The sequence below is a fragment of the Pseudomonas songnenensis genome (assembly GCF_003696315.1).
Classification (GTDB): domain Bacteria; phylum Pseudomonadota; class Gammaproteobacteria; order Pseudomonadales; family Pseudomonadaceae; genus Stutzerimonas; species Stutzerimonas songnenensis.
The window spans coordinates 1-5,639 of record NZ_RFFN01000014.1 but is presented as its reverse complement, the minus strand read 5'-3'; the positions used below and the strand labels follow the sequence as shown (position 1 = coordinate 5,639).

Annotated in this window: 2 tRNA genes, 3 rRNA genes and 1 pseudogene; 1 reads left to right on the top strand and 5 read right to left on the bottom strand. The window is 51.9% G+C overall.

The annotated features are described in order from the left end of the window. Window positions 1-62: 62 nt before the first annotated feature. The 5 genes from rrf to EA798_RS20370 form a co-directional block, all read right to left on the bottom strand. A 5S ribosomal RNA gene (gene rrf, locus EA798_RS20390) occupies window positions 63-178 on the bottom strand. Between the two features lie 131 nt (window positions 179-309). Beyond that, a 23S ribosomal RNA gene (locus EA798_RS20385) occupies window positions 310-3,200 on the bottom strand. A 253-nt stretch (window positions 3,201-3,453) separates the two neighbouring features. Further along, window positions 3,454-3,529 (bottom strand) — tRNA-Ala (locus tag EA798_RS20380). Between the two features lie 30 nt (window positions 3,530-3,559). Beyond that, a tRNA-Ile gene (locus tag EA798_RS20375) sits at window positions 3,560-3,636 on the bottom strand. Window positions 3,637-3,727: 91 nt separating this feature from the next. Beyond that, a 16S ribosomal RNA gene (locus EA798_RS20370) occupies window positions 3,728-5,264 on the bottom strand. The 16S, 23S and 5S rRNA genes sit together here with 2 tRNA genes alongside, the layout of an rRNA operon. A 101-nt stretch (window positions 5,265-5,365) precedes the next feature. On the opposite strand from EA798_RS20370, the pseudogene EA798_RS20365 reads away from it, so the two are divergent. After that, window positions 5,366-5,639, top strand: a pseudogene (locus tag EA798_RS20365) (hypothetical protein); the annotation flags it as partial.

The following is a 5,639-nucleotide window of genomic DNA, read 5'->3' as shown; positions in this document are numbered from 1 at the left end:
TTTTCTTGAGCGCAAAAGCAAACCCCCGACCTGCTTGCGCGGGTCGGGGGTTTGGGAAAGGAGCTTGACGATGACCTACTCTCACATGGGGAAACCCCACACTACCATCGGCGATGCGTCGTTTCACTACTGAGTTCGGGATGGGATCAGGTGGTTCCAACGCTCTATGGTCGTCAAGCAATTCAGTTGCTGCCTCGGGGTTTAGCCGCTGCAGCCAATTGGGTATGTGATCAAGGTATTGCGTGTTCGTGCAGATTTTCGGTTTTACTGTCGACTTACCGTCTAACAGCCAAATTGTTTGGGTGTTATATGGTCAAGCCTCACGGGCAATTAGTATTGGTTAGCTCAACGCCTCACAGCGCTTACACACCCAACCTATCAACGTCGTAGTCTTCGACGGCCCTTCAGGGAGCTCAAGGCTCCAGTGAGATCTCATCTTGAGGCAAGTTTCCCGCTTAGATGCTTTCAGCGGTTATCTCTTCCGAACGTAGCTACCCGGCAATGCCACTGGCGTGACAACCGGAACACCAGAGGTTCGTCCACTCCGGTCCTCTCGTACTAGGAGCAGCCCCTCTCAAATCTCAAACGTCCACGGCAGATAGGGACCGAACTGTCTCACGACGTTCTAAACCCAGCTCGCGTACCACTTTAAATGGCGAACAGCCATACCCTTGGGACCGGCTTCAGCCCCAGGATGTGATGAGCCGACATCGAGGTGCCAAACACCGCCGTCGATATGAACTCTTGGGCGGTATCAGCCTGTTATCCCCGGAGTACCTTTTATCCGTTGAGCGATGGCCCTTCCATACAGAACCACCGGATCACTAAGACCTACTTTCGTACCTGCTCGACGTGTCTGTCTCGCAGTCAAGCGCGCTTTTGCCTTTATACTCTACGACCGATTTCCGACCGGTCTGAGCGCACCTTCGTACTCCTCCGTTACTCTTTAGGAGGAGACCGCCCCAGTCAAACTACCCACCATACACTGTCCTCGATCCGGATAACGGACCAGAGTTAGAACCTCAAAGTTGCCAGGGTGGTATTTCAAGGATGGCTCCACGCGAACTGGCGTCCACGCTTCAAAGCCTCCCACCTATCCTACACAAGCAAATTCAAAGTCCAGTGCAAAGCTATAGTAAAGGTTCACGGGGTCTTTCCGTCTAGCCGCGGATACACTGCATCTTCACAGCGATTTCAATTTCACTGAGTCTCGGGTGGAGACAGCGCCGCCATCGTTACGCCATTCGTGCAGGTCGGAACTTACCCGACAAGGAATTTCGCTACCTTAGGACCGTTATAGTTACGGCCGCCGTTTACCGGGGCTTCGATCAAGAGCTTCGCTTGCGCTAACCCCATCAATTAACCTTCCGGCACCGGGCAGGCGTCACACCCTATACGTCCACTTTCGTGTTTGCAGAGTGCTGTGTTTTTAATAAACAGTCGCAGCGGCCTGGTATCTTCGACCGGCATGGGCTTACGTAGTAAATACTTCACCCTCACCGGCGCACCTTCTCCCGAAGTTACGGTGCCATTTTGCCTAGTTCCTTCACCCGAGTTCTCTCAAGCGCCTTGGTATTCTCTACCCAACCACCTGTGTCGGTTTGGGGTACGGTTCCTAGTTACCTGAAGCTTAGAGGCTTTTCCTGGAAGCATGGCATCAACCACTTCGCTTTCTAAAAGAAAGCTCGTCATCAGCTCTCGGCATTAAGATCCCGGATTTACCTAAGATCTCTGCCTACCACCTTAAACAAGGACAACCAACGCCTTGCTGGCCTAGCCTTCTCCGTCCCCCCATCGCAGTAACTAGAAGTACGGGAATATTAACCCGTTTCCCATCGACTACGCTCTTCAGCCTCGCCTTAGGGACCGACTCACCCTGCGTCGATTAACGTTGCGCAGGAACCCTTGGTCTTTCGGCGTGCGAGTTTTTCACTCGCATTGTCGTTACTCATGTCAGCATTCGCACTTCTGATACCTCCAGCCAGCTTCTCAACTGACCTTCACAGGCTTACAGAACGCTCCTCTACCGCTCAACTTGCGTTGAACCCGTAGCTTCGGTACCTGGTTTGAGCCCCGTTACATCTTCCGCGCAGGCCGACTCGACTAGTGAGCTATTACGCTTTCTTTAAAGGGTGGCTGCTTCTAAGCCAACCTCCTAGCTGTCTAAGCCTTCCCACATCGTTTCCCACTTAACCAGGATTTTGGGACCTTAGCTGACGGTCTGGGTTGTTTCCCTTTTCACGACGGACGTTAGCACCCGCCGTGTGTCTCCCGTGCTGACACTTGCTGGTATTCGGAGTTTGCATCGGTTTGGTAAGTCGGGATGACCCCCTAGCCGAAACAGTGCTCTACCCCCAGCAGTGATACACGAGGCGCTACCTAAATAGCTTTCGAGGAGAACCAGCTATCTCCGAGCTTGATTAGCCTTTCACTCCGATCCACAGGTCATCCGCTAACTTTTCAACGGTAGTCGGTTCGGTCCTCCAGTCAGTGTTACCTAACCTTCAACCTGCCCATGGATAGATCGCCCGGTTTCGGGTCTATTCCCAGCGACTAGACGCCCTATTAAGACTCGCTTTCGCTACGCCTCCCCTATTCGGTTAAGCTCGCCACTGAAAATAAGTCGCTGACCCATTATACAAAAGGTACGCAGTCACCTAACAAAGTAGGCTCCCACTGCTTGTACGCATACGGTTTCAGGTTCTATTTCACTCCCCTCTCCGGGGTTCTTTTCGCCTTTCCCTCACGGTACTGGTTCACTATCGGTCAGTCAGTAGTATTTAGCCTTGGAGGATGGTCCCCCCATATTCAGACAAAGTTTCTCGTGCTCCGTCCTACTCGATTTCACTTCTAAGATCCTTTCGCGTACAGGGCTATCACCCACTATGGCCGCACTTTCCAGAGCGTTCCGCTAAAATCAAAGAAGCTTAAGGGCTAATCCCCGTTCGCTCGCCACTACTAAGGGAATCTCGGTTGATTTCTTTTCCTCAGGGTACTTAGATGTTTCAGTTCCCCTGGTTCGCCTCACACACCTATGTATTCAGTGTGTGATAACCATCTTATGATGGCTGGGTTCCCCCATTCAGACATCTCCGGATCAAAGTCTGTTTGCCGACTCCCCGAAGCTTTTCGCAGGCTACCACGTCTTTCATCGCCTCTGACTGCCAAGGCATCCACCGTATGCGCTTCTTCACTTGACCATATAACCCCAAGCAATCTGGTTACTGTCTATAACGTGAAGACGACATTCGCCGAAAATTTGCATAGAGAACACGCAAATTTTACCTTGACTTGAATAACCACCAGTGAAAGTGATCACTCAAATCTACTTCTATCACATACCCAAATTTTTAAAGAACAGTTCTGGCGCAAAGACCAGAAATCAATACCCTCACACACCAGCAGATGCGCAAGCAGCACTCATTTCTGAGCTTTCAGCGATTATCGAGTTAATGGTGGAGCCAAGGAGGATCGAACTCCTGACCTCCTGCGTGCAAAGCAGGCGCTCTCCCAGCTGAGCTATGGCCCCATCTACAGATCGGCCACATCCCATGACAATTGGTGGGTCTGGGCAGATTCGAACTGCCGACCTCACCCTTATCAGGGGTGCGCTCTAACCAACTGAGCTACAGACCCAATCGTCTCTCTCGGGTCGAAACCCAATCGCTTTTCGCTAGTGAATCAAGCAATTCGTGTGGGAGCTTATGAAGAAGCTGAAGTCTTCGATTAAGGAGGTGATCCAGCCGCAGGTTCCCCTACGGCTACCTTGTTACGACTTCACCCCAGTCATGAATCACTCCGTGGTAACCGTCCCCCCGAAGGTTAGACTAGCTACTTCTGGAGCAACCCACTCCCATGGTGTGACGGGCGGTGTGTACAAGGCCCGGGAACGTATTCACCGTGACATTCTGATTCACGATTACTAGCGATTCCGACTTCACGCAGTCGAGTTGCAGACTGCGATCCGGACTACGATCGGTTTTATGGGATTAGCTCCACCTCGCGGCTTGGCAACCCTTTGTACCGACCATTGTAGCACGTGTGTAGCCCAGGCCGTAAGGGCCATGATGACTTGACGTCATCCCCACCTTCCTCCGGTTTGTCACCGGCAGTCTCCTTAGAGTGCCCACCTTAACGTGCTGGTAACTAAGGACAAGGGTTGCGCTCGTTACGGGACTTAACCCAACATCTCACGACACGAGCTGACGACAGCCATGCAGCACCTGTGTCAGAGTTCCCGAAGGCACCAATCCATCTCTGGAAAGTTCTCTGCATGTCAAGGCCTGGTAAGGTTCTTCGCGTTGCTTCGAATTAAACCACATGCTCCACCGCTTGTGCGGGCCCCCGTCAATTCATTTGAGTTTTAACCTTGCGGCCGTACTCCCCAGGCGGTCGACTTAATGCGTTAGCTGCGCCACTAAGATCTCAAGGATCCCAACGGCTAGTCGACATCGTTTACGGCGTGGACTACCAGGGTATCTAATCCTGTTTGCTCCCCACGCTTTCGCACCTCAGTGTCAGTATTAGCCCAGGTGGTCGCCTTCGCCACTGGTGTTCCTTCCTATATCTACGCATTTCACCGCTACACAGGAAATTCCACCACCCTCTGCCATACTCTAGCTCGCCAGTTTTGGATGCAGTTCCCAGGTTGAGCCCGGGGCTTTCACATCCAACTTAACGAACCACCTACGCGCGCTTTACGCCCAGTAATTCCGATTAACGCTTGCACCCTTCGTATTACCGCGGCTGCTGGCACGAAGTTAGCCGGTGCTTATTCTGTCGGTAACGTCAAAACAGCAAGGTATTAGCTTACTGCCCTTCCTCCCAACTTAAAGTGCTTTACAATCCGAAGACCTTCTTCACACACGCGGCATGGCTGGATCAGGCTTTCGCCCATTGTCCAATATTCCCCACTGCTGCCTCCCGTAGGAGTCTGGACCGTGTCTCAGTTCCAGTGTGACTGATCATCCTCTCAGACCAGTTACGGATCGTCGCCTTGGTGAGCCTTTACCTCACCAACTAGCTAATCCGACCTAGGCTCATCTGATAGCGCAAGGCCCGAAGGTCCCCTGCTTTCTCCCGTAGGACGTATGCGGTATTAGCGTTCCTTTCGAAACGTTGTCCCCCACTACCAGGCAGATTCCTAGGCATTACTCACCCGTCCGCCGCTGAATCAGAGAGCAAGCTCCCTTCATCCGCTCGACTTGCATGTGTTAGGCCTGCCGCCAGCGTTCAATCTGAGCCATGATCAAACTCTTCAGTTCAATACTGCTTGGGTTTTGAGAAAACCCTAAACCTGGCTCAGCAATCGCAAATCTCTTTACAAGTAAAGAGTAACTCTCGAATAAACGAGTGTTGCTTTGTGATGCTGATAATCTATCTGACCATCAGTCTTACATTCACAAGCACCCACACGAATTGCTTGATTCAGTTGTTAAAGAGCGTTTCGATCAAGTCTTTCGTCTCAACCGAGGCCGCGCATTCTACAGCAGCCCTGTTACCTGTCAAGCTGTTTTTGAAGAATTTTTCGTTTCTTCTCAACCGCTTGCGCTTTCGATCAACTCTCATCTCTCGTCAGCGGGAGGCGAATCATACAGCGTTCAAAACCGCTGTCAACCACCTCTTTCAACCGCTTCCGA